This window comes from Bradyrhizobium sp. ORS 285, from assembly GCF_900176205.1.
GTDB lineage: Bacteria > Pseudomonadota > Alphaproteobacteria > Rhizobiales > Xanthobacteraceae > Bradyrhizobium.
The window spans coordinates 4,107,189-4,132,937 of record NZ_LT859959.1 but is presented as its reverse complement, the minus strand read 5'-3'; the positions used below and the strand labels follow the sequence as shown (position 1 = coordinate 4,132,937).

Genomic DNA, 25,749 nt, shown 5'->3' with positions numbered 1-25,749 from the left:
TGGCGGCTCACCCCTGCCGACGCAGCCGCTCGGCGGCTTGCGGCGCGAAATAAGTGAGGACGCCATCGGCGCCGGCACGCTTGAAGGCGAGCAGGCTTTCCATCATCGCCCGGTCGCCGTCGATCCAGCCATTGTTGGCGGCCGCCGCGATCATCGCGTACTCGCCGGACACCTGGTAGGCGAAGGTCGGCATGCTGAACGTGTCCTTCACGCGTCTGACGACGTCGAGATAGGGCATGCCCGGCTTGACCATCACCATGTCGGCGCCCTCGGCGATGTCGAGCTCGACCTCGCGCAGCGCCTCGTCGGTGTTGGCGCTGTCCATCTGATAGGTGCGCTTGTCGCCGCTGAGCGTCTTGGCCGAGCCGATCGCATCGCGGAACGGGCCATAGAAGGCGGAGGCATATTTGGCCGCGTAGGCCATGATCTGCACGTCGAGGAAACCCGACTGATCGAGCGCCTGGCGGATCGCGCCGACCCGGCCGTCCATCATGTCCGACGGCGCGATGATGTCGCAGCCGGCTTCGGCCTGCACGAGAGCTTGGCGGACCAGCACCGCGACGGTCTCGTCGTTGAGGATGCGGCCGTCCTGGATCAGCCCGTCATGGCCGTGGCTGGTGAACGGATCCAGCGCGACGTCGCAGAGCACGCCGATCTCCGGGAATTCCTTCTTGATCGCGCGGACCGCCTGGCAGACCAGATTGTCCGGGTTGCAGGCCTCGGAGCCGTGCTCGTCGCGCAGCGACGGCTCGGTGTAGGGGAACAGGGCGATGCAGGGTATGTCGAGCTTGGCCGCGCGCTCGGCGTCGCGGACGATCTCGTCGACGCTCAACCGCTCGACGCCCGGCATCGAGGCGACGCTCGTGCGGGTCCGGTTGCCCTGGACCACGAACAGCGGCCAGATCAGATCGTCGGTGGTCAGCACGTTCTCCCGGACAAGGCGGCGCGCCCATTCGGCCTTGCGGTTGCGGCGAGGGCGGATGGTCAAATCGAGCACCGGCGGGGTTCCCGTGGCAGGGTTACGCGCGACGTCGCGCACATCGATCGGGCGCCCGAATTTGATCGCCATGGGGTGCTGGCTCCTTGAGCTGGCCGGCGAGCCGGAAGTTTTGATTTGTTGGTATTCCAACAATCTGTAGCACCTTGCCCGTCGCGCGTCACTTGACCTGACGCAAGCGGCCCGGGTTGATTTCCGCCGCGGTTGGTTTCACGGTGCCGCCCGGCCAAGAATCTGGCCAGCGAGCCCAGCCGAGATTCCCGGCCAAGAATCGCCATCCTCCTGGTCTTGAGAGCCCCGATGTTGCCGACGATGACGAGCCAGACCCGCGCGAGCTGCCATGCCTGAGATTCCCTCGGCGCGGGATCTGGCGCGCGACAACGCCGCGATGTCGATTGCCGCCATGTCATCCGACCGGCGGGAGGGCGACGACAATGTCTGGACCCGCCGGCTGGTGCTGTTCCTGCGCGTCATGGCGATGCTGTCGATCGCGAAGGGGCTCTATCACTGGGCTCAGGTCACCGGTTTCATCGGCGGCGAGGATGACGCGTTCGAGAACCAGGCGATGGCCTGGCAGGCCGCGACGGTCTATTTCGCCGTGATCGAGCTCGTCGCCGCCGTCGGCCTGTGGCTTGCGACGCCATGGGGCGCGGTGGTGTGGCTGACCACGGTCGTGTCGATGGCGGTGATCGAGCTGATGTTCCCGGGCATCTATGGCGGCAACCTGCTGGTCGTCGCCGGCGAGGCGGTCATGCTGGCCGCCTACCTCGTGCTGGCCTGGATGTCGGCGCGAGAGCGGCCACCGTAGGTTGGTGCAGGGAACTCGTTGCACGCCGTCAATCTTTTCCGCGCGATGCAAGTAATGTTTCGAACACCTTAAGAGCGGTTGCCACAGCTGTTACAGAGACCTTAGCAGCGCTACCCAGGCGTGTTTTGGAATGCGACAGGTGGGTGAAACGAAGCGCGAACATGGCTCCTCGACCGTCAACGGACTCTTGCGAAACCCTCTGTAATTACTGAATTAAAAGACGATTCACTCTCCGCGATTCATTCTCTCTTTATGCTCTTATTTAAGGCGATCTTCAAAGCACGCCCCTTAAGTTCGCTCTATCAGACGGGACAAAAGTTTCGTCGAATAAGTCGACAAAAACGACGACAGGGGAAGTGTCATGATGAAAGCCGTTGCGACGGCCGTGGAGACTGCTGCGCCGGGCCAGGGCGGCACCGTCCAGTCGCTCTATCTGGAAGCCCTGACTCTGGTGGAGCGGCTGCATCGCCGTCTGCTCGACGTCATCAAGGACGAGTTCGACCGCCGCGGTCGTTCCGACATCAACTCGGTCCAGGCGCTGCTGCTCTATAACATCGGCGACAAGGAGCTGACCGCGGGCGAGCTGCGCACGCGCGGCTACTATCTCGGCTCCAACGTCTCCTACAACTTGAAGAAGCTGGTCGAGCTCGGCTTCCTCGATCACCAGCGCTCGCGCGTCGATCGCCGCTCGGTCCGCATCCGCCTGACGCCGCAGGGCCAGGAGATCCGCCGCATCGTCGATGCGCTGTATCAGAAGCACGTCAAGACCGTGGAGCAGGTCGGCGGCATTTCGAGCGAGGAGTTCTCCACGCTCAACAAGTCGCTGCACCGCCTCGAGCGGTTCTGGACCGACCAGATCCTGTATCGCCTCTGATCGCGCTCACATCGTCTCAGTTGATCCGGCCTCTGCTCGCGGAGACGTAAGACCGGACAACCTATGAGTTTCAGCTTGCGTCGGCGCCTTGCGGTGCCGGCGCTTTTCTTTGTTCGCGGTCGTTCTTCGCCATTGCGAGAAAGTTTCGTTGCGAACTGGAACCAATCGCGCCTTCGAGGCTTATCTCGGCCGGAGGTCGGACAATGCTGCACGATCGCGGAATGCAGGTCATGAACGTGGAGTTGGTGGCCGACGCCTATGCGATCGCCGCCAACTATTTGCGCATGTCCGGCGTCTTGCCGGAGACGATCACGCCCGATGAGCGGCTCGTCGACATCATCGTGCAGCTGATCCACCGCGGAGAATTCAACAAGCTCAGGCTCGCGAACAAGGCGATCTCGATGTTCGAGATGGCCTACGCGGCCTGACCATCAAGAGGGGATGATATGGAAGCCGCCATCGATCGCATCATGCATACGTACGACCTGCTGGCGAACCGCACCGCTGCGGCCAGCGAGGAGGCGCGCCGGAAGGTCAGCGCCTACATACAGACGCTTTTCGAAGCTGGCGAGCGCGATCCGCATCGTCTTACAGTGTGCGGCCTGACCTATCTGCGCCAGCTCGATGGTCGCGTCGATCCGGTGAAGGCGGGCTACACCGGACTTTGATGCGACCCTCGCGCGTTGCTCGCGCCACGCGCTTGCCTCATGATACCGACAACCTGTATGAGACCATCCGGTTTCATGCAGGTTGTTTTTTGTTTGGGGGGCGATGTATTTGGGCTGTCTCGCGTGGCATTTGTGCCGCTGCTCATGATCGCGACCTGCTCGCAGAATGAGACGCCGGCGACCGATGTGGCAACGCCCGTCGCCGCCGCTGCGCCGGTTATGGTGGATAATCCGAGCAAGGTCGGAGAATGCGCGGAGAGGACCATCGCGTCGATCTCGACCCGCATGAACGACAGGCTGCCGGCCCGGCAGCCGAAGCCCGCCAAGGACGGCGGCAGCTTCGTGCAGTACACCAACAAGACCACGCAGGTATCGTACGAGTGGAGCGCGGCACTGGCGCATTCCAACGTCGGCGATCGCGTCCGGATATGTCTCGTGTCGATTCCGAAGGACTGTCCACCGGGCGACGACCGCGGCCGGGTCTACGAGACCACCAATCTGAGGACCAACGAAGCCTGGACCATGCCGGACGACCCGCATACCTGCGGCGGCGCCTGAGGGGCCGGCGGGTCTTCCGCCTGCCACGCGTCCACCATATCTGGCATAAAGATTTGGACCGACCCTCAACGGCTTGCCTGTCCCTTCCCGTGTCCCTTGGCCTGTCGCCGCCCGTATGGTAAGGGCAGGGGTCTTTTCCGACCGCCTTCACTGAACCGACCGCAGACCGCCTAAGGTCTTGCGGACGTGGAGATATTACGCCGATGACCGCTTCCGCCAAGCCCGCATCCGCCGTCGATTCCTTCTTCTCCGCCAGCCTGGCCGAGGCCGATCCCGAGATCGCCGCCGCCATCAAGGGTGAACTCGGTCGGCAACGGCACGAAATCGAGCTGATCGCGTCCGAAAACATCGTCAGCCGGGCGGTCCTGGAGGCCCAGGGGTCGGTAATGACCAACAAGTACGCCGAGGGCTATCCGGGCGCGCGCTATTATGGCGGCTGCGAATGGGTCGATGTCGCCGAGAACCTCGCGATCGACCGCGCCAAGAAGCTGTTCGGCGCCAATTTCGCCAACGTCCAGCCGAACTCCGGCAGCCAGATGAACCAAGCCGTGTTCCTGGCGCTCTTGCAGCCCGGCGACACCTTCATGGGCCTCGACCTCGCCGCGGGCGGCCATCTGACCCACGGTTCGCCGGTCAACATGTCCGGCAAGTGGTTCAAGGCCGCGCATTACACCGTCCGCCGCGACGACCACCTGATCGACATGGACGCGGTGGCCAAGCAGGCCGAAGAGGTCAAGCCGAAGCTGATCATCGCCGGCGGCAGCGCCTATTCGCGCCCGTGGGACTTCAAGCGCTTCCGCGAGATCGCGGACAGCGTCGGCGCCTACCTGCTGGTCGACATGGCCCACTTCGCGGGCCTAGTCGCGGGTGGGGTGCATGCTTCGCCGGTGCCGTATGCCCACATCACCACCACGACGACCCACAAGTCGCTGCGAGGTCCGCGCGGCGGTCTGATGCTTTGGAATGACGAGCAGTTCACCAAGAAGTTCAACTCGGCGATCTTCCCTGGCCTGCAGGGCGGCCCGTTGATGCACGTGATCGCAGCCAAGGCGGTGGCGTTCGCAGAGGCGCTGCGGCCGGAGTTCAAGACTTACGCGAAGAACATCGTCGAGAATGCGAAGGCGCTGGCGGAATCGCTGCGTGCGCAGGGCTTCGACATCGTCTCCGGCGGCACCGACAACCACCTCATGCTGGTGGACCTGCGGCCGAAGGGGCTGAAGGGCAACGTCTCGGAGAAGGCGCTGGTCCGGGCCGGCATCACCTGCAACAAGAACGGCATTCCGTTCGACCCCGAGAAGCCGTTCGTCACTTCGGGCCTGCGTCTCGGCACGCCTGCGGCGACCACCCGTGGTTTTGGCGTCGCCGAATTCCAGCAGGTCGGCAGCCTGATCGCCGAGGTGCTGAACGCGATCGCACAAGGCCCGGATGGCAGCGCGCCGCTGGTGGAAGCCGCGGTCAAGGAGAAGGTGAAGGCGCTGACCGACCGGTTCCCGATCTATCAGTAAGGCTTAAGGCGACATGCGCTGCCCGAGCTGCAACAGCCTCGATACGCAGGTGAAGGACTCCCGCCCCACCGAGGATTCCTCGGTGATCCGGCGGCGGCGGGTCTGCGTCACCTGCAATTTCCGCTTCACGACCTTCGAGCGGGTGCAGCTGCGCGAACTCACCGTCATCAAGCGCAACGGCCGCCGCGTGCCGTTCGACCGCGACAAGCTGATGCGCTCGGTGCAGATTTCCTTGCGCAAGCGCTCGGTCGATCCGGAGCGGGTCGAAAAGATGGTGTCGGCGATCGTGCGCGAGCTCGAGAGCGGTGGTGAGTCGGAAGTGTCCTCGGAGGCGATCGGCGAGATCGTGATGGAGCATCTGCGCGATCTCGACGACGTCGCCTATGTCCGCTTCGCTTCGGTCTACCGCAACTTTCGCGAGGCGAAGGATTTCGAGGCGGTGCTCGGCGAGCTCTCGGCCGAGGACGAAGCCCCGCGGCTGGCGCCGGTCCGCAAATGATCTTCCGGGTCCTGGTCGATCAGGTCGGCGAGAAGCTGAAGGCGCAGAAGGACGCCGATCGCCGCTATATGCAGCTGGCGCTGACGCTCGGCCGTCGCGGGCAGGGACGCACCTGGCCGAACCCGGCGGTGGGCGCTGTCGTCGTCAAGGACGGCGTGATCGTCGGCCGCGGCTGGACCCAGCCGGGCGGACGGCCGCATGCCGAGCCCGAGGCGCTGCGGCGCGCCGGCGAGGCGGCCAAGGGCGCCACGCTCTATGTGACGCTGGAGCCGTGCTCGCATTTCGGCAAGTCGCCGCCTTGCGTCGACGCAGTCATTGCCTCGGGTATTACCCGGGTCGTCTCGGCGATCGAGGATCCCAATCCGGAAGTTGCGGGGCAGGGCCATGCCAAGCTCCGAACCGCCGGCATCCAGGTCGAGGTCGGCCTGTGCTCGGCGGACGCCAAGCGCGACCATGCCGGGCATTTCCGCCGTATCCGCGATGGCCGGCCGCATGTGATCCTCAAGCTCGCGGTCTCCGCCGACGACAAGATCGCAGCCGCCGGCAACAAGCCGGTGGCGATCACCGGCGAGCCCGCGCGGACGCGCGTGCATCTGCTGCGGGCCCAGAGCGACGCGATCCTCATCGGCGTCCGCACCGCCATCGCCGATGATCCGCTGCTGACCTGCCGGCTGCCGGGCATGGAGGCCCGCTCGCCGGTGCGCGTCGTGCTGGATCCGATGCTGCGGCTGCCCATGACCAGCCGCCTGGTGCAATCGGCGCGAACTACGCCGCTCTGGATGGTCGCGTCTGCGCTTGCGGAGCCCGCGGCGGCGACGAAGCTCGGTGCTGCCGGTGCCCAGGTGATCCGTGTACCGCCGCAGGCCGAGCCCTCGGCGCTGGAGCCGCCCGCCGTGCTCAAGGCGCTCGCCGAGAAGGGCATCACGCGCCTGATGATCGAAGGCGGCAGCCGCGTAGCATCATCTTTCATGCAAAGCGGCCTGGTCGATGAAATCTGGCTCTTGCGCGGCCCCGGCGAGATCGGCGCCGACGGGATTGCTGCGCTGGACGCATTGCCGCTGACCGCAATCACGCAGTCGCCCGCCTATCGCGTTCGTGCTAGCGAAACGCTCGATCCCGACATCCTCACGATTTACGAGCGCGCGTAATGTTCACCGGCATCGTCACCGACATCGGCGAGATCGTCAGCCTGACGCCGCGGACCGAAGGCAAGCTGCACCGGCTGCGCATCGCCTGCGGCTATGACCAGTCGACGATCGCCGATGGCGCATCGATCGCCAACAACGGCGTCTGCCTCACCGTTGTGCAGTCGGGCACAGCTGACGGGAAGACCTGGTTCGAAGTCGATGCCGCCGCGGAGACCTTGGCGCTGACGACCGCCAAGCATTGGCGAGTCGGCACCAAGCTCAATCTGGAGCGCGCGCTGAAGATCGGTGACGAGCTCGGTGGCCATATCGTCTCCGGCCATGTCGACGGGATCGCGACCATCGTCAGCCGTGAGAACCTGCCTGACATGGCGCGGTTCGTGTTCAAGACCACCCGCGAGCTCGCCCGCTTCATCGCCACCAAGGGCTCGATCACCCTCGATGGCGTCTCGCTCACGGTCAACACCGTGGACGAGCTGACCTTCTCGGTCCTGATCATTCCGCATACGCTGAGCGTGACCACGCTGTCATCCTGGCAGGAGGGCAGCGAGGTCAATATCGAGGTCGACCTGATGGCCCGCTACGCGGCGCGCCTCACGGAAATGAAGTAGCTTGGAATCAAAGACGCTGGCGCCTAAAACGCCGGCCCAACTCCTCATGGTGAGGAGGCGCATGCACCGGAGCAGGCCGAGCAGTTGCGAGGCCGGAAGCCACCGTTGCTCTTCGAAGGCGCCGTCTCGAACCATGAGGCCCTAGTCGTTCTCGGCCCTTCGAGGTCAGGCCAAGAGGCCGCTCCTCAGGGTGAGGCACCTTATAAAAACGGATTACATTGATGGCAGACGCACGGCGCGCGCCGCTGAAAGACCAGACCGACATCACCGGCGCTCGCGCGCTGATCGTGGAAGCCCGCTTCTACGACGACATTCAGGACGCAATGCTGGAGGGCGCGATCGCCGAGCTGAAGGCGGCTGGCGTGAGCTATGACATCCTCACCGTCACCGGCTCGCTGGAGATCCCGGCGACGATCGCCATCGCGCTGGATGCGGCCGCGAAGACCGGCAAGCCTTACGATCTCGCCATCGCGCTCGGCTGTGTGATCCGCGGCGACACCATCCATTTCGAGATCGTGTCGCAGGAATCCTCCCGCGCGCTGATGGACCTGTCGGTCGCCCGCGGCCTGCCGCTCGGCAACGGCATCCTCACCGTCAATAATGAGGACCAGGCCTGGGCGCGCGCTCGCGTCTCCGAGATGAACAAGGGCGGCGATGCCGCCCGCGCCGCGCTCGCCGTACTGCGCATCAAACGCCGTCTGTCGCGAGGCTGAGATGGCTGACAGCAGCAACCGACCGTTCAAGGGCCCGATCCGCGCCAACACCGACCGCAAGGCCAACCGCCGCGGCGCCGCGCGGCTCGCCGCCGTCCAGGCGCTGTACCAGATGGATATCGCCGGCGCAGGCATCAACGACGTCCTGGCGGAGTTCGAGAGCCACTGGCTCGGCAACGAGGTCGAGGGTGAGCAGTATCTGCCCGCTGAAGCGGCGTTCTTCCGCGACATCGTCTCCGGCGTGGTGCGCGACCAGACCAAGATTGACCCCGTGCTGGACACCGCGCTGGAGCGCGGCTGGCCCTTGCAGCGGATCGACGCCATCCTGCGCGCCGTGCTGCGCGCTGGCGCCTATGAGCTGGAGCGGCGCAAGGACGTGCCGGCCAAGGTCGTCGTCTCCGAATATGTCGACATCGCCCACGCCTTCGTCGAGCGCGACGAGACCGGCATGGTCAATGCCGTGCTGGAGCAGCTCGCCCGGCAGTACCGCGGCGACGAGCTGGGACCGAAGTAGGTTTCCGTCGTTGCGAGCGTAGCGAAGCAGTCCAGGGCTGCGGGCGGGACTCTGGATTGCTTCGCTGCGCTCGCAATGACGACGCGGGGGAGCAGGATCGCAGAATGTCGGGCAGCCCAGACGTCCCATCCGGCGAAGATTCCCTCATCGCCCGCTACTTCAAGCCGCTCGCCACCGACCCCGGCGCCTTCGGCCTCGTCGATGACGCCGCCATCATCCCGGCCGGAGCCGACGACCTCGTCGTCAACACCGACGCCATCGTCGAGGGCGTCCACTATCTTCCCGACGATCCGCCCGACACGATCGCGCGCAAGGCGCTCCGGGTGAATCTGTCCGATCTCGCCGCAAAGGGCGCGATCCCCGCCGGCTTCCTGCTGACGCTCGCATTGCGGCAAAAGGACGAGGCCTGGCTCGCCGCCTTCGCCCGCGGCCTCGGCGAGGACGCCACCGCGTTCGGCTGCCCGCTGGTCGGCGGCGATACCGTGTCGACGCCAGGCCCCGTGATGATCTCGGTCACGGCGTGGGGCCGGGTGCCCCGGGGCCGCATGGTGCATCGCTTCGGCGCACGGCCGGGCGACCGGGTCATGGTCACCGGCTCGATCGGCGATGCCGCGGTCGGCCTGCGTATCCTTCAGGGCAGAGCGGAGGCGGGCGCGTTGCAAGGCGATGCCGCCGCACGCGACATGCTGGTCGGCCGCTATCGCGTGCCGCAGCCGCGCATTCCGCTGGCCATTGCCGTGAGGGACTACGCGACAGCGTCGATGGACGTCTCAGATGGTCTCGCAGGCGACCTGACCAAGCTTTGTGCTGCCTCTTCCGTAAGCGCCGACATCACTCTGTCACACGTTCCGATCTCATCAGCAGCCGGCAAGCTTGTTGCTGCGGGATCGCTTGAACTTGAAACTCTGATCTCCGGCGGCGACGACTACGAGATCCTCTGCACGGTTCCCGCAGCGCAATGCGACTCATTCTGCGCTGCAGCTAACGTGGCCGGCATTGCCGTGACGGAGATCGGCGCCATCGTCGAAGGCTCGCACGCGCCCCGCTTCCTTGACGGTCAGGGCCGTCCAATCAGCTTGAAACGCCTGTCCTACAGCCACTTCTGACACCCATTCGCAGCCGCACAATGCGACCAAAGAAGCGTCTGAATTTGGAGCGGTTCAGGTGTCGCGGCGTTGCGTCATCATGGCGATTTTGGCAAGCTTCATGATGTTCGAGGCGGCTCCGCCCGGAGCGGCCTGACAAGGGGGCGTGCGTCGCACCATCGCGGCGTGACGTAGTTCAAAAAAGCAAAGAGCCGAGGAAACTAAATGTCAGCTTTATGGGTGATCGTGCTCTGCGGAGCGCTGTCGATCGTCTATGCGATCTGGGCCACACAATCGGTGCTCAGCGCGGACGCCGGCAATGCGCGCATGCAGGAAATCGCGGCGGCCGTGCGTGAAGGCGCGCAGGCCTATCTTCGCCGCCAATATACGACGATCGGAATCGTCGGCGTCGTGATCTTCGTGCTCCTTGCTTATTTCCTCGGCATGCTCGTCGCGATCGGTTTTGCGATCGGTGCAATCCTCTCCGGCGCGGCCGGCTTCATCGGCATGAACGTCTCTGTGCGCGCCAACGTGCGGACCGCGCAGGCGGCGACCACCTCGCTCGCCGGCGGCCTCGAGCTCGCGTTCAAGGCTGGCGCCATCACGGGTCTGCTGGTCGCCGGCCTCGCGCTGCTCGGCGTCACCATCTACTTCGGCATCCTCACCGGCTTCATGAAGCTCGCGCCCGACAGCCGCACCGTGATCGACGCACTGGTCGCGCTCGGCTTCGGCGCCTCGCTGATCTCGATCTTCGCCCGTCTCGGCGGCGGCATCTTCACCAAGGGCGCCGACGTGGGCGGTGACCTCGTCGGGAAGGTCGAAGCCGGCATCCCGGAAGATGATCCGCGCAACCCCGCGACCATCGCCGACAATGTCGGCGACAATGTCGGCGACTGCGCCGGCATGGCCGCCGACCTGTTCGAAACCTACGCGGTGACTGCCGTCGCCACGATGGTGCTGGCCGCGATCTTCTTCGCCAAGTCGTCGCTGCTGACCAACATGATGACCTTGCCGCTCGCCATCGGCGGCATCTGCATCATCACCTCGATCGCCGGCACCTTCTTCGTCAAGCTCGGCGCCAGCCAGTCGATCATGGGCGCGCTCTACAAGGGCCTGATCGCGACCGGCGTGCTGTCGCTCGCCGGCGTCGCTTTGGCGATCGGATGGCTGATCGGCTTCGGCAAGCTCGACGGCGTCGACTACAGCGGCTCCGCGTTGTTCGTCTGCGGCGTCGTCGGCCTCATCGTCACCGGCCTCATCATCTGGATCACCGAATACTACACCGGCACCGACTTCCGCCCGGTGAAGTCGATCGCGTCGGCCTCGGTCACCGGCCATGGCACCAACGTGATCCAGGGCCTCGCCATCTCGATGGAGTCGACCGCGCTGCCCGCGATCGTGATCATCGCCGGCATCCTGGTGACCTACAGCCTCGCCGGCCTGTTCGGCATCGCGATCGCGACCACCACGATGCTGGCCCTGGCCGGCATGATCGTCGCCCTCGATGCCTTCGGTCCGGTCACCGACAATGCCGGCGGCATTGCCGAAATGGCCGGCCTGCCCAAGGAGGTCCGCAAGTCCACCGACGCGCTCGACGCCGTCGGCAACACCACCAAGGCCGTCACCAAGGGCTACGCGATCGGCTCCGCCGGTCTGGGCGCACTGGTGCTGTTCGCGGCCTATAACCAGGACCTGCAGTTCTTCATCGCCGACTCCGCGAAGCATCCTTACTTCGCGGGCATCAAGCCGGACTTCTCGCTGAACAACCCCTACGTCGTGGTCGGCCTCTTGTTTGGCGGCCTGCTGCCGTATCTGTTCGGCGCGATGGGCATGACCGCGGTTGGCCGCGCCGCCGGCGCGATCGTCGAGGAGGTGCGCCGCCAGTTCCGCGAGAAGCCGGGCATCATGCAGGGCACCGACAAGCCTGACTACGGCAAGGCGGTCGACCTGCTGACCAAGGCGGCGATCAAGGAAATGATCATCCCCTCGCTGCTGCCGGTGCTGTCGCCGATCGTGGTCTACTTCCTGATCTACGCGATCGCGGGCGGTGGCGCGGCCGGAAAATCGGCGGCGTTCTCCGCCGTCGGCGCCATGCTGCTCGGGGTCATCGTCACCGGTCTCTTCGTCGCGATCTCGATGACCTCAGGCGGCGGCGCCTGGGACAACGCCAAGAAGTACATCGAGGACGGTCACTTCGGCGGCAAGGGCTCCGATGCCCACAAGGCGGCCGTCACCGGTGACACTGTCGGCGATCCCTACAAGGACACTGCGGGCCCCGCCGTGAACCCGATGATCAAGATCACCAACATCGTGGCCCTGCTGCTGCTGGCGATCCTGGCGCACTGAGGCAGTCGATTAAACTGCTGATCGGAAAAGCCCGCGGATCACATCCGCGGGCTTTTTCAGTCCGTGGCGCGGGACGATATGGCCGACCCGCCGCTCTATCGGATGGCTTGGAAGGCGCTGAACCTTCGCGACGCGGCATCGTGTGATTGACCTGCACGGGCAAACGCCAGAGTCGCTGCAAGGAGTTCGTCAAATCCGATCTTGAGATCGCCTGCTCTGACGGACAGGCCGTTCATGCCGAAGGCCCGGTCGGCCGTCCTTGTCCAACGAAGGATTGTGTTGAAGGTGAGCTTGGTCTCGACCGCCGGGTCGATACTGAGCATGATCGATCGGCTCCGGCCCGCGCCCCGGACTGCAATGTCTTGAATGGCATCCCAGGGGATCAGTTCGGCAGCCAGCCTAAGATCCTGGATTCCTTCGCGCGAAAGGATCAGAACAGGCCCCGGCGTTGCGAATGCCCGCCACAGCGCTCTCAAGGTGAGGAGCGGGAAGAACACCGCGCCGACATAGCAGACGAACTCCCTGAAGCTGCCGGGCTGAACGTTGTCAAACCAGCCGAGCGCCACCCCGATGCAGATGGCCGAAACGACAGCTCCGATGAGGGCTGCACGGAGCAGTTTTAACGGCGAAGCTTCGACCTTGAACTCGCCGTTGGTATCGATCGTCATCATCCAGATCCGGTCGGCTTACGAAATACTGAAGTGTCGGACTAATCCACATTGCGCTTGCGGCATCTGCTGACTTGGTCAGAGGATAGCATCTCAGTTCGCGTGTCCAGTGCAGCCATCATGATAGCAATGTGGCGTCAGTGGCAGGTGGTGTCCGCGAGGTTGCGCGCGCGGCCCGCTACTCCGCCGCGCGCTGCTGTGTCCGATAGCTCTGCAACGTGCTCTGCGCCATGCGCGGCTGCATCTGGGTGAAGCTTGCCAGATGCTGGTCGAGCTGCGGGCGGGCGCTGCCGCTGACATGGGCCTGCATGAACAGCAGCGTCGTTGTGGTGACCCAGGACAAATCGAGCGCCTTGGCGAGCACCAGGAGCTGGTCGGGCTGCTTGCGCGCGAAGGCACGCTCGACGATGTCGAGCGGCAGCTTGCATAGCAATGACAACGCCAGCGTGACCTTGTCGAAGCTGCCTTCCTTGGCGAAGCCATGCAGCTGCGCCTCCTGCAGCTGGCCGGTGGCGTGCAACTGCTCGACATAGGCCTTGGCATTGGCGAAGTCGGGCGAGCGCGTCCGTGCCGCGGCCTGCAGATGGTCCGACGCTTGGGCGACCGCGAGTTCGACGATCTCCGAGCGGGCGCTGTCGGCCGAGGCGAGCTGGTTGCGCACGGCATCGGAAGCTTCGACGAACAGGCGGACCAGCACTTCGCGTGGACTGTCGGGTCGGCTCCAGAGCTTCATCGCCAATCCCGGATCGTCCGAGGCCTTCGTCACGAGGCCGGAGAAGCCGTGATCGGAGAAGCGTGCGCCGTCATTATTGGCGGTGTTGGCGACCACCGCCTGGTCGCCGCGGTCGACCAGGACGTCGGTGATCGCTTCCGTCAGGATCTTGCGGCCGGAAATGGCCAGCAGATGCTCCTGGCCGCGGGCCTGCGCTGTGGCGACCAGCGTCTGCTCGTCGAGCCGCTCGCTCTGACGCAGCACGGGGCCGGCGACCGCGATCGTCTCGTCGCTCGCAAGCAGCTTGATCAGGCGCGGCGGCGCGTCCGGCAGCACCGCGAGCCGGGTGCCGAGCTCCGCGCGTGCCGCGACGGCGACGTTGTCGAGCAGCTTGAACAGCACGTGGTCGAACAGGTCGACATGCTCTTCGTTGAACTTGCCCGACCCGACGACGAACAGGTCGGTCACGCGCTCCAGGATTTCAGCGCGCCGCGAGACATAGCGGCTGGCGAGGATGTCTTCGAGCTGATGCAGGACTTTGTTGGGCAAGGCACGGCTCACGGGATGGACGTTGCCGCTGCCTGCCCCCCGGGATCAGGTCAGGCCTCCATAGGCTCGACCCGGCATCCGCTGACGGTATCTTGCAACCAGATCAAAGACACGCGGCCGCCATCTATCGCACCATCTCGCTTAAGGTGCCGTTACACCGCGAGCCCTATCGCAATACTCCGCCGCCGGCCGGATCGGCCGCCGGTCACTGCACATCCATCTGCAGGCCTTCCTTCTGGATGATGGCGGCGAATTTCGTGGTCTCCGCCTGGACGAAATCGCCGAACTGCTGCGGTGTGCCGTAATCGCCCCGAGCGCCCATCGCGGCGATGTTCTTTCGGATGTCCTCGCGCTCCAGCAGCGCCTTGACCTGCAGGTTGAGGGCATTGACGATCTCGGGCGGGCAGGCCTTGGGCAGGAACACGCCGAACCAGGACGATACGTCGAACTTGGCGAGCTCCGGCGCGCTCTCGCGCATCGTCGGCAGTTCCTGCGCGTTGGCGCTGCGCTCCGGCGTCGTCACGCAGAGCCCGGTCAGCTTGCCGTCCTGGATTTGCGGCAGCGATGGAAACAGATTGTCGAACAGGATCTGGATGTCGCCGGCGAGTGCGGCTTGCAAGGCAGGGCCGGCGCCGCGGAACGGGATATGCGTCATCTTCAGGCCCGTGAGCTGCAGGAACCAGGCGCCGGTGAGATGCGGGCTCTGGCCGACGCCGGACGAGCCGTAGTTCAGCTTGTCGGGATTGGCCTTCAGGTACGCGATCAGCTCCGGGATCGATTTGATGCCGGTCGAGGGATGTGCCGAGACGATGTTCGGGATGCGGATCATGTTCGACACCGCCTGCAACTGATCCGGCTTGTAGGCGAGGTTGCGGAAGATCGAATAGGCGATCGCGTTGGGCCCGGGATTGCCGATCAGGATGGTGTAGCCGTCGCCCTTGGTGTTGCGCGCGACCTCGGCGGTGCCGATGGTGCCGCCGCCGCCGGAGCGGTTCTCGACCACGGCGGATTGTCCCCAAGCCGTCTGCAGATGCGCGGCCAATAGCCGGCCCATCACATCGGTGCTGCCGCCTGGGGCAGCCGGCACGATCAGCTTCACCGTTTCGGTCGGGCGCCAGTCGGCGAAGCTCGTGCGCGGCAGAATGGCGGCGGTCGACAGCGCGGCAGCGCCGGACAGCAGCTTGCGGCGCGACAGCGCGATGCGATGAGCCAATGATTCCTCCCAGCTTTTGTTGTGTGGGAGGGTAGGGACGATTGCGCCGCCAGAGCAAGCACGGGAAACGTCCATGCGCTGCGCCAATCAGCGCAGCCAAGCCAATTCCTGCCGTCGCCCGGAATCATATTCCGGGCGGTGGCGATCGGATGGCGATCAGTTGAAGCTGAGCAGCTTGAACAGCGGCGTCAGGTAGCTGAGCTCCTGGCCTGATGTCGGCGTGGTGCGGCTGACAAAGTCGAAGATCTTGCCGTCCTTCATGCCGTAATTGGCAAGCCGTCGGACCTGGCGGTTCTTGTCGAAATAGATCGCGACCACGCGCTGATCCACCACCTTCTGGTTCATGAAGGCGACCGTGCGCTCGGCGCGCTGGGAGATGTAATAGAACACCTCGCCGTCGAGCGTCGCGACCGTGGAGGGCGTGCCCATCACGATCAGCACCTGATCCTGGCTGGCCCCGATCGGAATCTGCTCGAGCGCGCCAGGCGGCATGATGTAGCCCTTCTGGAACTGCTCGCCGGTGCAGGCGGCCAGCGCGAGGCAGGTCAGCGCGATGGCGCCGGCGGTGCGCAGACGGGTGCTGAGGCCATGGTTGAGCAGGCGGGCAGTCATTCGCATTGTCTGGGTCATCTTCTTCAGATCGGATCCCGTCCCCTTGCGTCGGGCAGGGCGTTGACGTACCGGGCAAAGCAGCGGATTGCAACATGCCCCCGCACCGGGTCACGGAAACTCAAGCCGCGGAACCTTCATGCTCTGGCCATTCAACCATCTCAGGAAGTTGCGACCGTCCCCGCGCGGGACCATCGAGCCGATCTATGGCATGATCGTGGCGCAAACCCGAGAACCGTTGTTTTATAGACACTTAAATGTCCCTGACACGGTCGAGGGACGGTTCGATCTGTTGATTCTGCACCTCTGGCTGGTGCTGCGCCGGCTGCGCGGGGTGGGGGCGGGCCTGTCACAGGCGCTGTTCGATCGGTTCTGCGACGACATGGACGACAATCTCCGCGAGATGGGCGTGGGCGACCTCACCGTTCCGAAGCGGATGCAGAAATTCGGCGAGGCGTTCTATGGCCGCACCGCGGCCTATGACCTCGCCTGGTCGGAGAGCGACGCCCAACTGGCGGACGCCTTGCGGAAGAATATCTTGAACGGAGAGCATCCGGACAGCGCGGCCGGCCTCGCTGCCTATGCCGGACGGGTGGCCGCGCAACTCGCTGCGCTCGACGACAACAAGCTGCTCGGCGCGGCCTGGAGCTTTCCGCGCCCGGTGCAGCAGGACTGAGCGACATGAGCAGAGACAGAGACATATCCCGCGAGACGACGCGCGACCCCGCCAAAGACCCTTGGCGCGCGGCGCCGGTGATCGTGGCGCAGATCCCCGAGGCCGGACTGCATCGCGAGATCGAGGCGGATGCGGCCGCGCTGGCCGCGCTGGCCGAGATCGGCGAACTGCGCGAGGTGCTCTCCGCCCATGCCTCTTTCGACCTGGTGGAGAAGCGCGACGGCAAGGTGCATGTCGAGGGTCGGGTGCGCGCCCGCATCGGCCAGACCTGTGTCGTCACCCTCGATCCGATCGAGACCGAGATCGATGAGCCGATCGATCAAATGTTTGCCCCACCGGAGCAGATTCCGGAGCTGGCCGACTTCGTCGAGGATGATCCGAACAGCGATGTCGACACCGCAGACCCGCCGGAGCCGATCATCAACGGCCAGATCGACCTCGGCCGCCTCGCGGCCGACGCGCTGTTCCTGGCCATCGATCCCTATCCGCGCAAGCCGGGCGCCGTGTTCGAACAGCCGGCGGAGGCGACGTCTCCGGAGGACCACCCCTTTGCCGCGCTGAAGTCGCTCCAAGCGCGTGCGGACGCGCCCCCGCGCAAGGGCGGGCCGAAGAAGGCGAGCGAGGATTGAGACGTTACTCCCGACAATGGGATGCCGGCCGATCCTGGCCGGAAAGCTTCGAAAATGAGCGCAAGTGACTGTTCTTGAAAGTCAATCTGCGCTTTCTTCGGGAGTGCCAGGACAGCAATGGTTGCAAAATGGCATCGGGCCGGGAGGTTGTTTCGACACGGAGAGACGCTATTGTCGCGCCCGGGTCGGAGGGTGACCAAGCCGCTCAGCCGGTCCTGGGACTGCCCTTTGGCAGTGCGGGGCCTCTCACGACCACAACAAGACGGCCAAGCTCGACACGGCCGAGACGAGATCAGGATCAGGTTTCCGGGACGTCATGCCTCAAAAGGTTCGAATCGCGCTGGACGCCATGGGCGGGGATTTCGGCGCGTCCGTCGTCATACCCGGTGCCGCGATCGCGCTCAGCCGCCATCCCGATGCGGAATTCCTGCTGTTCGGTGACAGTGGCAAAATCGCCGCCCAGCTCGACCAGCACCCGCGGTTGAAGGCGGTCTCGCGCGTCATCCACACCGATGTCGCCGTCAGCAATGACGACAAGCCGAGCCAGGCGCTGCGGCGCGGACGCAAGACCTCGTCGATGTGGCTTGCCATCGAGGCGGTGAAGAAGGGCGAGGCGGATGTCGCGGTGTCCGCCGGCAACACCGGCGCGCTGGTCGCGATGGCCCGCTTCTGCCTGCGCACGCTGGATGGCATTGATCGGCCGGCGCTGGCGGCGATCTGGCCGACGACACGCGGCGAATCGGTGGTGCTCGATCTCGGCGCGACCATCGGCGGCGATGCGCATCATCTCGTGGCGCTGTCGGTCATGGGCAGCGCGCTGGCGAGCGTGTTGTTCGGCAAGCCCAAGCCGACCGTCGGGCTCCTCAACATCGGTGTCGAGGAGATGAAAGGCCACGAGGAGATTCGCGAGGCGGCCGAGCAGCTGCGCGCCATGAACCTGCCGCAGCTCGACTATATCGGCTTCGTCGAGGGCGACGGTATCGGCAAGGGCGCCGCTGACGTGGTCGTGACCGAAGGCTTCAGCGGCAATATCGCGCTGAAGGCGGCCGAGGGCACGGCCCGCCAAGTCACCGAATTCCTGCGCGGCGCGATCCAGGCGAGCGTCATGGCCCGGATCGGCTATTTGTTTGCCCGCGGCGCTTTCGCAGCGCTGCGCGCCCGGCTCGATCCACGCCGCTCCAATGGCAGCGTGGTGCTCGGGCTCAAGGGCATCGTGGTCAAGAGCCATGGCGGCACCGATGCCGAGGGCTTTGCCTCGGCCGTCAGGGTTGGCTATGAGATGGCCCGCTGCGATCTCCTGACCAAGATCACTCAAACACTCAATCGCGACGGCGGCGCATTGGCGTCCGAACCAGTCGCCCAGGAGGCTGTCTCGTGACAATTCGTTCGGTCGTGCTCGGCTGTGGCTCCTATCTCCCGCAGCGGGTCGTGACCAATGCCGAGCTGGCAAGCCGCATCGAGACCTCGGACGAATGGATCGTCCAGCGCACCGGTATCCGTGAGCGCCATGTCGCAGCCGACGGCGAGTTCACCTCTCACCTCGCGATCAATGCCGCCCGCGCGGCGCTCGCCCATGCCGATGTCGATCCGCAGTCGATCGACCTGATCGTGCTGGGCACCTCGACGCCGGACAATACCTTTCCGGCGACCGCAGTCGCCGTGCAGAACGGGCTCGGCATCCACCACGGCGCCGCTTTCGATCTGCAGGCGGTGTGCTCGGGCTTCGTCTTTGCGCTCGCGACCGCCGACAATTTCCTGCGCAGCGGCGCGTTCAAGCGCGCGCTGGTGATCGGCGCCGAGACCTTCTCGCGCATCCTCGACTGGAATGACCGCACCACCTGCGTGCTGTTCGGCGACGGCGCCGGCGCGCTGGTGCTGGATGCTCAGAAGCAGGACGGGACCTCCGCCGATCGCGGCGTGCTGACCACGCATCTGCGCTCCGACGGCCGGCACAAGTCCAAGCTCTATGTCGATGGCGGCCCGTCCTCGACCCAGACCGTCGGCCATCTCCGCATGGAGGGCCGCGAGGTGTTCAAGCACGCAGTCGGCATGATCACCGACGTGATCGTCGATGCCTTCGAAGCCACCGGCCAGTCGGCCGAGACCATCGACTGGTTCGTGCCGCATCAGGCCAACAAGCGAATCATCGACGCCTCCGCCCACAAGCTGCACATCGCGCCGGAAAAGGTGGTGCTGACGGTCGATCGGCACGGCAATACCTCGGCCGCGTCGATCCCGCTGGCGCTCGATGTCGCGGTCAAGGACGGCCGGATCAAGAAGGGCGACCTCGTTCTGTTGGAGGCGATGGGCGGCGGATTTACCTGGGGCTCGGCCCTGGTGCGCTGGTGAGCCATTCCGCCCCACGAGATTTAGCTGGGGCGATTGACGCTTAGCCCTGCAGTTCCGTTCACGCTGCTGTTGACCATCGCCGCTTAACCTCTTAATTTCCGGACCGAATTATTCGCCGTGAGTTTGGGGCAGGCGATGGCGGGAACCGGAAAAACAGTTACACGGGTTGATCTGTGCGAGGCAGTCTACCAGAAGGTGGGCCTGTCGCGGACGGAGTCGTCCGCCTTCGTCGAGCTGGTCTTGAAGGAGATCACCGACTGCCTTGAGCGTGGGGAGACGGTCAAGCTGTCGTCGTTCGGGTCGTTCATGGTGCGCAAGAAGGGTCAGCGCATCGGACGTAACCCGAAGACCGGCACCGAAGTGCCGATCTCGCCGCGGCGGGTGATGGTGTTCAAGCCGTCCGCGATCCTCAAGCAGCGCATCAACGGCCAGCAGTCCAACGGCAAGATGAACGGCGAGGCGGCTGCCTCCGAGTTCAGCGCCGAGACCGAGTAGCCTCGGGCCCGGCCCAGAGCGGGCCCGGTCCGACGGGCAGGCCAAAAGCGTCATTTGTCAGCGTAGCCTAGCGTCACATCTTGTCAGCACGATCGAAGGGGAACGGGCATTTGGACAAGGCGCCGGATGCGTTTCGGACGATCAGCGAGGTCGCGCAGGAGCTCGACATTCCGCAGCACGTGCTGCGGTTTTGGGAGACGCGGTTCGCCCAGATCAAGCCGATGAAGCGAAGCGGGGGCCGGCGCTATTACCGGCCCGACGACGTCGATCTGCTCAAGGGCATCCGCCGTCTGCTCTACAGCGAAGGCTACACGATCAAGGGCGTGCAGCGGATCCTGAAGGAGCACGGCGTCAAGTCGGTGCAGGGGCTGGCCGACAGCTCCGCCGCGGTCTCCTTCGGCGCGCTCGAGGAAACCCTCGGCCAGGCCATGATGGAAGAGGGGCCGATCGGCGAGGCCGAGGTCGAATCGGAGGATGAAGAGGAGGAGGCCTCCGAGGAGGAAGGCATCGATTTCCGCTTCGTCGACACCGAGGATGACATCCTCGACACCTTCCGCGTCGGCCCACCCACCCGCGCCGGCATGAAGCCGGAGGAGCGCGAAAAGCTCGAAGGCGTGCTCAAGGAGCTGCTCGACTGCCGCGCCCTGCTCGACAGGGCGATGAAAGAGGTCTGACGCGCCGGGCGGGAGCTTCTAAGCCTCCGCTCCATCCGTCGCCCCACGAAACCCGCCCGCCCGACCTTGCATCCCATCCCAATCGCGGCTACAGGATCGGCCATCGGAGCGTGGCGCAGCCCGGTTAGCGCACTAGTCTGGGGGACTAGGGGTCGTGGGTTCGAATCCCGCCGCTCCGACCATTTTTCCCGCTTTTCATCTGTTGACCAGGCCTCCTCTTGAGGCACGCATCATCCGCCAGCGCCATTTCGCGACCGCAGTAGGTTTCAGTTTGGAACCACCCCCGTTCCGCGCTATTGTCCACCATTCCCGGCTGAGGCTCTGCCCGTAGGCGCTGGGGGCTGAGAGACCGATCGCGCTCCCGCCTGCATGATCAGGGGAGCGCGCCGCGATGCGGAAGTACGTCTATTTTCCATTGAAGATCGATTCCGAGACCATCGAGGGTGTCCGGAAGGCTTTGGCGGAGTCCCTCGAGCTTCTGAAACAGAATCGGCCGGACACGTTTCTGGGACGAAAGAGCTACGAGCCATTCCCGAGCGAGGCAACGCCGAGCGACGCTGGGGGGGAAAACGGCGGCGGCGACACCCCTCCGGCGTGAGCATGGTGGATGATGGACCCTCTGTTCGCCCGCGCCCAGCTCGCGATCGAAGAGAGCGCCACGATCCGGCAGGAGCGCCGGCTCCTGCATGAGGAGTTCGGGCCGCTGCGTGACCGGCTGCGCCTGACCATGCTCGAAAGCGCCATGCTGCGGTCGGAGGTCCTGGCTCATCGGCAGAACCATGATGGTGAGGACGCGCGTGAGCGCGACGTTGCCTCGTGAGCGCGTCGCGCCGGCTTTTCAACGCGCCGGCTGCCGCCTAAACTCCCCGCCTGGGGCTCCCGGCGCCCGTTCGGCGCCGGAGTTCGCTTTTGTTTTTGAATAATGCTCCGAGTTCCCACATGGACGCCGCCGTCGTCGACACCTCCTTTGGCCATTTTGAGAACGCCGAGCAGATCGCCTTCTGGAACGGGACGGGCGGGGCGCGCTGGGTGGCGCGGCGCGCGGAGATCGACGCGATGCTGGCGCCGGTGCAGGAGGCACTGCTGGAGCGGGCTGCGATCCAGCCGAGCGAGCGAGTGCTCGACATCGGCTGTGGCTGCGGCGCGACCCTGATCGCCGCGGCGGAGAAGGTCGGCTCCGGCGGCAGCGTGCTCGGCCTCGACGTCTCCGCTTCGATGCTCACATCAGCGCATGAGCTCGCGCCGGCCGAGGCGCCGGTCAGCTTCGTGCAGGGCGATGCCATGGTGCATCACTTCAAGGCGGCGAGCGCCGATCTCGTGATCTCGCGCTTAGGGGTGATGTACTTCGCCGATCCCGTGCGCGCCGTGCTCAACATCCGCAATGCCCTGCGCTCGGAAGGCCGCGTCGCCTTCGCCTGCTGGGGCGAGCTGCGTGACAACCCCTGGGCGCTGGAGCCGCTACAGGCGGCCTATGACCACGTGCCCAAGCTGCCGGGCTTGCGGCCGCATGCGCCGGATGATTTCGCCTTCGGCCCGCCCGACTGGGTCGAGAAGGTGATGACCGATGCTGGCTTGCGCCGAGTCCGGCTGGAGCGTTGCGATGTCACGCTCGATCTCGGCGCCGGCGGGGGCCTCGATGCCGCGGTGCAGACGGCGCTCGCGATCGGTCCTGCCAGCCGCGCCGTCGCCGGTCAGCCGGCCGAGCCACTGCAAGCCGCGACAGCGGCGGTGAGGAAGGCGCTCGCGCGCCATGCCAAGGGGCAGGGCGTGATGGTGCCCGCCTCGTTCTGGATCGTGACCGCCGTCGATCCGTAACGCGCGCTACGGTCGGAGCAGTCCGCGCCAGGACCAGCCGCGCGACAAAGCGCAAGATCGGTCGAGCGCATCCGCTGCCGGCGCGCTTAGTTGCGGCTGCCACGGAGCAGGGAACGATGACAGCGGCGCTGAGAAACTACCACGCCCGGATGCAACGGGTGCTGGATCATATCGACCGGCATCTGGACGATGATCTCGATCTGGACGCCCTGAGCAGCATCGCGGCCTATTCGAAGTATCATTTCCACCGGCAGTTCACGGCGACCTTCGGTCTCTCGGTGCATCGCTACATCCAGCTCGCCCGCATGAAGCGCGCGTCCTACCAGCTGGCCTATAGCGATGCCCACACGGTCACCGATGTCGCAATGGACGCCGGCTATGATGCGCCGGACGCTTTTGCCCGCGCCTTTCGACAGAGGTTCGGGCAATCGCCGTCATCGTTCCGGAAGTCTCCCGATTGGGAGCCGTGGCTTGCGGCCTTCGGGCCTCTCGACGACGCGAGGAGCAAGCTGATGCGGACGACCTTCATTCCTGACGACGTGACGATTCGCGATGTGCCGCCGACACCGGTGGCGATCATGGAGCATCGTGGCGATCCAGCGTTACTCGGCGCCACGATCCAGCGCTTCATCGCCTGGCGCAAGGCGGCGGGCCTTCATCCCAAGACGAACCCGACCTTCACGGTGTGGCGCTCCGAGCGGCGTCCCGCATCGCCTGTCGACTACAGCGTGGACCTCTGCGTCGGCACCGATCGGCCAATCGCGGCGCTCGGCTTTGACATCAAGGCCGGCGAGATCCCTGGAGGACGCTGCGCCGTGATCCGCGTGGTCGGCAACAGCCACAATCTGGAGCCGCCTGCACTGTACCTGTATCGAGACTGGCTTCCGGCCAGCGGCGAGGAGGCGCGTGACTTCCCGATCTACTGCCAGCGCTTGAGCCTATTCCCCGAAGTTCCGGAGCACGAGACGATCGCGGACCTGTTCCTGCCGCTCAAGTGAGGGCTCCGCTCGGGCGCGCACGAAGAATCCTCAAGGCAGCCGTGTTTCCGCCACGCGCTTCGAAGGGTTCCAGTTCCGCTGACGGAACGCCCCGGCACCTGCCGGCGTTGTTGCCGTAAGCGCCGGGCGGTCACACCCTGGCATTGAACCTTTGCGCGCATGCGCGCACCAACCTGATGGTCGGCTCGGTCGAGAGCCGCTTTTCAGGAAATTTTAATCGGGCGCCGGGGTTCATCCTCGGGAGCAGCTTTTTGCGGAGGCGCGTATGGTCCTCAAAGCTTTGAAGGTGTCGTTATCGGTGATTGCGGCCGCGAGTTCGGTGGCTTCGCTGTTTGCCGTGAGCTGGATCGGTCTGGCGTTGCTGGGTTACTAGCAACGCACGCTAATGTGCATAGGCGCAGCTGCGCCTATCAGGTCAAGCGCGCCCGGGTCAGATGATCCGGGCGCGCTTGCTTCGGGTGTGCCGACTAGGCGAACGCCTTTTCCACGGTTTCGATCAGCACGCGGAAAGACTTGTCGTGGCGCGTGATCGGCGGGATGGCCCGGGTGATGCCGAGCAGCTGATAGACCGCCATCTGCGCCGCGCGCACCGAATATTCCACCGTGAACACGACATCGTCGGGGATTTCGACGAACTGGCTGACGAAGGCGAGATTCTTTGAATTCGCCGGCACTGGCAGCGGCCGGTCGCTCTTGTGGCGCGGCATGAACATGCTGGTGATGTAGGGCAGGCGGCAGGGCACGCAGCTCGCATTGTCGAACACCGCGAGCTCGAAGTTGAGGTGGCCGCAAAGCTCCTTCAAGATCTCGGCGCCGCTGCAATCGGCCATCGCCTTCGGCACGAAATTGCCGATCCGGTCGGGATGCAGCGCGTAGCCCCAGAACACCTGCACGTCCTTCGGCTGACCGACGAAATGCGGCTGGTGATACAGCACGATCGACATCAGCCAGTTGGAGTCGGTGAAGGTGACGAGGCCGCCGGTGCCCGCCTTGTTGCCGCTGAACGCCTCCATTGCATCGAAGAAGCGCGCGTTGCGGCAGGTGACGGTGAACGACTCCCAGCAGGATTCCGGAATCGAGGAGTTGAACGCGGCGGGATTGCCGAACTCGGGCCGGCCTTGCGCGATCTTCTCCCACAATGTCCAACCCTTGCTCTCGCGCTTGGTGAGGCGCGGCGGCGCCGCATCTTGCGAGCCGAGGCTGGTGGCATCGGTCATCGAGCCGTTCTGGAAGAACACGAGATCGTCCGCGGACACGGCGAGTATCTCGGTCTTGCCGTTGCGATCGAGCGTGAGCTGCTTGACGACATGCTTGCCCGCTTCGGTCGCGAGCGCGATGTCGGTGACGTCGACATCGCCCTCGAACGTCACGCCACGGCCTTCCAGCCATTTCACCAGCGGCACCACGATCGCATCGTACTGATTGAACACGGTACGCTTGACGCCGGCGAGCGTCTCGATGCGCGGAAATTCGTTCATGAAGCGATGCAGGTAACGCTTGAACTCGACCGCGCTGTGCCAGGGCTGGAAGGCGAAGGTCGTCTGCCACATGAACCAGAAGTTCGTCGTGAAGAACGGCGGCGACAGCCAGTCGGTGATGCGGGAATTGCCGAGCTTCTCCTCGGAGGCTTCCGTCAGCCTGACGAGCTCGAGCCGGTCCTGCATCGAGAAGCCCATCGTCGAGACGTCGACCTTGTGCCGGTTGCGGTCGACGAGGCGTGCCTGAGAGTGCGCGACATGGTCCTTGTTGAAGGCAATGGTCTCGTCGCGCACCGTGCGGTTCGGATCGCTGGCGCCGGGGATCGTCGAGAGCAGGTCCCACGTGCATTCGTAATGATCGGTGGTCAGCATGCGGCCGCCGCGCAGCGAGAATGAGCCGTCCGGCAATTGCGTGCCGTCGAGGCTGCCGCCGAATGGGAGGTTCTTCTCGAAAATGCTGATGTTGCTTCCCGCGACACCGCCGTCGCGGATCAGGAATGCCGCTCCGGCAAGGGCGCCGATGCCACTGCCGATGAAGTACGCTTTCATGATGGTTCACCC

At 65.1% G+C, this 25,749-nt stretch carries 29 protein-coding genes and 1 tRNA gene; 24 read left to right on the top strand and 6 right to left on the bottom strand.

Features of this window, described 5'->3' with window-relative positions:
* Positions 1 to 7: 7 nt before the first annotated feature.
* Positions 8 to 1,069, bottom strand: a complete 1,062-nt coding sequence (gene hemB / locus BRAD285_RS18660) for a porphobilinogen synthase (protein WP_006612766.1) — start codon at positions 1,067 to 1,069, stop codon at positions 8 to 10.
* A gap of 268 nt (positions 1,070 to 1,337) precedes the next feature.
* Here hemB and BRAD285_RS18655 point away from each other — a divergent pair, with 268 nt between their 5' ends.
* From BRAD285_RS18655 to BRAD285_RS18595, 13 genes are all read left to right on the top strand, one after another.
* Complete coding sequence (locus tag BRAD285_RS18655) at positions 1,338 to 1,805, top strand: DUF6163 family protein (RefSeq protein ID WP_006612767.1); 468 nt, start codon at positions 1,338 to 1,340, stop codon at positions 1,803 to 1,805.
* A gap of 361 nt (positions 1,806 to 2,166) precedes the next feature.
* Positions 2,167 to 2,679: a transcriptional regulator LdtR gene (ldtR, locus tag BRAD285_RS18650; RefSeq protein WP_006612768.1), complete on the top strand. Its 513-nt coding sequence runs from the start codon at positions 2,167 to 2,169 to the stop codon at positions 2,677 to 2,679.
* Positions 2,680 to 2,882: 203 nt separating this feature from the next.
* Positions 2,883 to 3,107 carry a hypothetical protein gene (locus tag BRAD285_RS18645; protein ID WP_006612769.1) on the top strand — a complete coding sequence of 75 codons (225 nt, stop codon included), beginning with the start codon at positions 2,883 to 2,885 and terminating at the stop codon, positions 3,105 to 3,107.
* Positions 3,108 to 3,125: 18 nt separating this feature from the next.
* A complete protein-coding gene (locus tag BRAD285_RS18640; protein WP_006612770.1) occupies positions 3,126 to 3,347 on the top strand; it encodes a hypothetical protein in 222 nt (73 codons plus the stop codon).
* 75 nt (positions 3,348 to 3,422) lie between these two features.
* The gene (locus tag BRAD285_RS18635; protein ID WP_371507201.1) at positions 3,423 to 3,905 is read left to right on the top strand and encodes a hypothetical protein; all 483 of its coding nucleotides are present in this window, start codon (positions 3,423 to 3,425) and stop codon (positions 3,903 to 3,905) included.
* A 203-nt stretch (positions 3,906 to 4,108) separates the two neighbouring features.
* Positions 4,109 to 5,410 carry a serine hydroxymethyltransferase gene (gene glyA, locus BRAD285_RS18630; RefSeq protein ID WP_006612772.1) on the top strand — a complete coding sequence of 434 codons (1,302 nt, stop codon included), beginning with the start codon at positions 4,109 to 4,111 and terminating at the stop codon, positions 5,408 to 5,410.
* A 13-nt stretch (positions 5,411 to 5,423) separates the two neighbouring features.
* Positions 5,424 to 5,909 carry a transcriptional regulator NrdR gene (gene nrdR / locus BRAD285_RS18625; protein ID WP_006612773.1) on the top strand — a complete coding sequence of 162 codons (486 nt, stop codon included), beginning with the start codon at positions 5,424 to 5,426 and terminating at the stop codon, positions 5,907 to 5,909.
* Positions 5,906 to 7,057 carry a bifunctional diaminohydroxyphosphoribosylaminopyrimidine deaminase/5-amino-6-(5-phosphoribosylamino)uracil reductase RibD gene (gene ribD, locus BRAD285_RS18620; RefSeq protein ID WP_006612774.1) on the top strand — a complete coding sequence of 384 codons (1,152 nt, stop codon included), beginning with the start codon at positions 5,906 to 5,908 and terminating at the stop codon, positions 7,055 to 7,057. The genes nrdR and ribD overlap by 4 nt, the downstream gene beginning before the upstream one ends.
* Entirely contained in the window at positions 7,057 to 7,665 is a 609-nt protein-coding gene (locus BRAD285_RS18615) for a riboflavin synthase (RefSeq protein ID WP_006612775.1), read from the top strand. Before ribD ends, BRAD285_RS18615 begins: the two co-directional genes overlap by 1 nt.
* Positions 7,666 to 7,886: 221 nt before the next feature.
* Positions 7,887 to 8,378: a 6,7-dimethyl-8-ribityllumazine synthase gene (gene ribH / locus BRAD285_RS18610; RefSeq protein WP_006612776.1), complete on the top strand. Its 492-nt coding sequence runs from the start codon at positions 7,887 to 7,889 to the stop codon at positions 8,376 to 8,378.
* Between the two features lies 1 nt (position 8,379).
* On the top strand, positions 8,380 to 8,892 hold the full coding sequence (nusB, locus tag BRAD285_RS18605) for a transcription antitermination factor NusB (protein ID WP_006612777.1): 513 nt from the start codon (positions 8,380 to 8,382) through the stop codon (positions 8,890 to 8,892).
* Positions 8,893 to 8,996: 104 nt separating this feature from the next.
* Complete coding sequence (gene thiL, locus BRAD285_RS18600) at positions 8,997 to 9,998, top strand: thiamine-phosphate kinase (RefSeq protein ID WP_006612778.1); 1,002 nt, start codon at positions 8,997 to 8,999, stop codon at positions 9,996 to 9,998.
* A gap of 204 nt (positions 9,999 to 10,202) precedes the next feature.
* On the top strand, positions 10,203 to 12,323 hold the full coding sequence (locus BRAD285_RS18595; RefSeq protein ID WP_006612779.1) for a sodium-translocating pyrophosphatase: 2,121 nt from the start codon (positions 10,203 to 10,205) through the stop codon (positions 12,321 to 12,323).
* A 95-nt stretch (positions 12,324 to 12,418) separates the two neighbouring features.
* On the opposite strand, the gene BRAD285_RS18590 is transcribed toward BRAD285_RS18595, so the two are convergent.
* The 4 genes from BRAD285_RS18590 to BRAD285_RS18575 form a co-directional block, all read right to left on the bottom strand.
* Positions 12,419 to 12,991: an STM3941 family protein gene (locus BRAD285_RS18590; protein ID WP_139020645.1), complete on the bottom strand. Its 573-nt coding sequence runs from the start codon at positions 12,989 to 12,991 to the stop codon at positions 12,419 to 12,421.
* A gap of 178 nt (positions 12,992 to 13,169) precedes the next feature.
* Positions 13,170 to 14,252, bottom strand: a complete 1,083-nt coding sequence (locus tag BRAD285_RS18585; protein ID WP_006612781.1) for a DUF2336 domain-containing protein — start codon at positions 14,250 to 14,252, stop codon at positions 13,170 to 13,172.
* 205 nt (positions 14,253 to 14,457) lie between these two features.
* Positions 14,458 to 15,465, bottom strand: a complete 1,008-nt coding sequence (locus BRAD285_RS18580; RefSeq protein WP_006612782.1) for a tripartite tricarboxylate transporter substrate binding protein — start codon at positions 15,463 to 15,465, stop codon at positions 14,458 to 14,460.
* Between the two features lie 156 nt (positions 15,466 to 15,621).
* The gene (locus BRAD285_RS18575; RefSeq protein ID WP_006612783.1) at positions 15,622 to 16,083 is read right to left on the bottom strand and encodes an outer membrane protein assembly factor BamE; all 462 of its coding nucleotides are present in this window, start codon (positions 16,081 to 16,083) and stop codon (positions 15,622 to 15,624) included.
* Between the two features lie 130 nt (positions 16,084 to 16,213).
* On the opposite strand from BRAD285_RS18575, the gene BRAD285_RS18570 reads away from it, so the two are divergent.
* From BRAD285_RS18570 to BRAD285_RS18520, 11 genes are all read left to right on the top strand, one after another.
* Positions 16,214 to 16,750 carry a ubiquinol-cytochrome C chaperone family protein gene (locus BRAD285_RS18570; protein WP_006612784.1) on the top strand — a complete coding sequence of 179 codons (537 nt, stop codon included), beginning with the start codon at positions 16,214 to 16,216 and terminating at the stop codon, positions 16,748 to 16,750.
* Positions 16,751 to 16,755: 5 nt separating this feature from the next.
* Positions 16,756 to 17,379: a DUF177 domain-containing protein gene (locus BRAD285_RS18565; protein WP_006612785.1), complete on the top strand. Its 624-nt coding sequence runs from the start codon at positions 16,756 to 16,758 to the stop codon at positions 17,377 to 17,379.
* 316 nt (positions 17,380 to 17,695) lie between these two features.
* Entirely contained in the window at positions 17,696 to 18,757 is a 1,062-nt protein-coding gene (gene plsX / locus BRAD285_RS18560) for a phosphate acyltransferase PlsX (protein WP_006612786.1), read from the top strand.
* Positions 18,754 to 19,728: a beta-ketoacyl-ACP synthase III gene (locus tag BRAD285_RS18555; RefSeq protein WP_006612787.1), complete on the top strand. Its 975-nt coding sequence runs from the start codon at positions 18,754 to 18,756 to the stop codon at positions 19,726 to 19,728. Before plsX ends, BRAD285_RS18555 begins: the two co-directional genes overlap by 4 nt.
* A 135-nt stretch (positions 19,729 to 19,863) precedes the next feature.
* A complete protein-coding gene (locus BRAD285_RS18550) occupies positions 19,864 to 20,223 on the top strand; it encodes an integration host factor subunit alpha (RefSeq protein WP_006612788.1) in 360 nt (119 codons plus the stop codon).
* 110 nt (positions 20,224 to 20,333) lie between these two features.
* The gene (locus BRAD285_RS18545) at positions 20,334 to 20,897 is read left to right on the top strand and encodes a MerR family transcriptional regulator (RefSeq protein ID WP_035646976.1); all 564 of its coding nucleotides are present in this window, start codon (positions 20,334 to 20,336) and stop codon (positions 20,895 to 20,897) included.
* A 104-nt stretch (positions 20,898 to 21,001) separates the two neighbouring features.
* A tRNA-Pro gene (locus BRAD285_RS18540) sits at positions 21,002 to 21,079 on the top strand.
* A 209-nt stretch (positions 21,080 to 21,288) separates the two neighbouring features.
* Positions 21,289 to 21,495: a hypothetical protein gene (locus BRAD285_RS18535; RefSeq protein ID WP_006612790.1), complete on the top strand. Its 207-nt coding sequence runs from the start codon at positions 21,289 to 21,291 to the stop codon at positions 21,493 to 21,495.
* Between the two features lie 9 nt (positions 21,496 to 21,504).
* The gene (locus BRAD285_RS18530) at positions 21,505 to 21,717 is read left to right on the top strand and encodes a hypothetical protein (RefSeq protein ID WP_035646978.1); all 213 of its coding nucleotides are present in this window, start codon (positions 21,505 to 21,507) and stop codon (positions 21,715 to 21,717) included.
* Positions 21,718 to 21,836: 119 nt separating this feature from the next.
* Positions 21,837 to 22,712, top strand: coding sequence for a methyltransferase domain-containing protein (locus BRAD285_RS18525; RefSeq protein ID WP_006612791.1), 876 nt, complete (start codon positions 21,837 to 21,839; stop codon positions 22,710 to 22,712).
* Between the two features lie 116 nt (positions 22,713 to 22,828).
* A complete protein-coding gene (locus BRAD285_RS18520) occupies positions 22,829 to 23,710 on the top strand; it encodes a GyrI-like domain-containing protein (RefSeq protein WP_006612792.1) in 882 nt (293 codons plus the stop codon).
* Positions 23,711 to 24,177: 467 nt separating this feature from the next.
* Here BRAD285_RS18520 and BRAD285_RS18515 read toward each other — a convergent pair whose 3' ends face one another.
* Positions 24,178 to 25,737, bottom strand: coding sequence for an oleate hydratase (locus BRAD285_RS18515; RefSeq protein ID WP_006612794.1), 1,560 nt, complete (start codon positions 25,735 to 25,737; stop codon positions 24,178 to 24,180).
* Between the last annotated feature and the right edge of the window lie 12 nt (positions 25,738 to 25,749).